1 protein-coding gene is annotated in these 536 nt (G+C 61.9%); it reads left to right on the plus strand.

All coding sequences use genetic code 11. The features are described 5' to 3' along the window. Positions 1–138 precede the first annotated feature (138 nt). Positions 139–536: helix-turn-helix domain-containing protein (locus QEH57_RS24775; protein WP_309009494.1), on the plus strand; the 398-nt coding region annotated here is incomplete at its 3' end.

The raw sequence follows: 536 nt of genomic DNA on the forward strand, positions 1-536 counted from the left end.
TTCTTTGTAGTGGAAAGACGAGGACGAAGAGTAAAACCAATCGAGCTTGAAGAGGACGAGGTCAGCTATCTCAACTCGCTTCTAAGGAGCCGCAAACTCCCCAGCGGCGAAGCCCGCAGGGCGAAAGCTTTGCTGCTGATGCATCAAGGCGCCAGCAACAAGGCGATCGCCCATAAGGTGGGGGTATGCGCCCACACCGTGGGCGCTTGGCGCAAGCGATTCGCCGCCGAGCGCCTGCAAGGCATCAGCGAGCTGCCGCGCAGCGGAGCTCCGCGCACGATCGCCGACGAGAAGGTGCAGCAAGTCGTGACGCTGACCCTCGAAAGCAAGCCCGAGGCCGCGACGCACTGGAGCACGCGTTCGATGGCCAAGAGGTGCGGCATTTCCCATGACAGCGTGGCGAGGATCTGGAAAGCCTTCGGGCTGGCCCCGCACAAGAGCGAAAGCTTCCAGCTCTCCACCGACCCGAACTTCGTGGACAAGGTCCGCGACGTTGTAGGGCTCTACCTGAGCCCTCCGCGAAACGCCTTGGTCTT

It is taken from the genome of Pelagicoccus sp. SDUM812005, assembly GCF_031127875.1.
Taxonomy (GTDB): Bacteria; Verrucomicrobiota; Verrucomicrobiia; order Opitutales; family Opitutaceae; genus Pelagicoccus.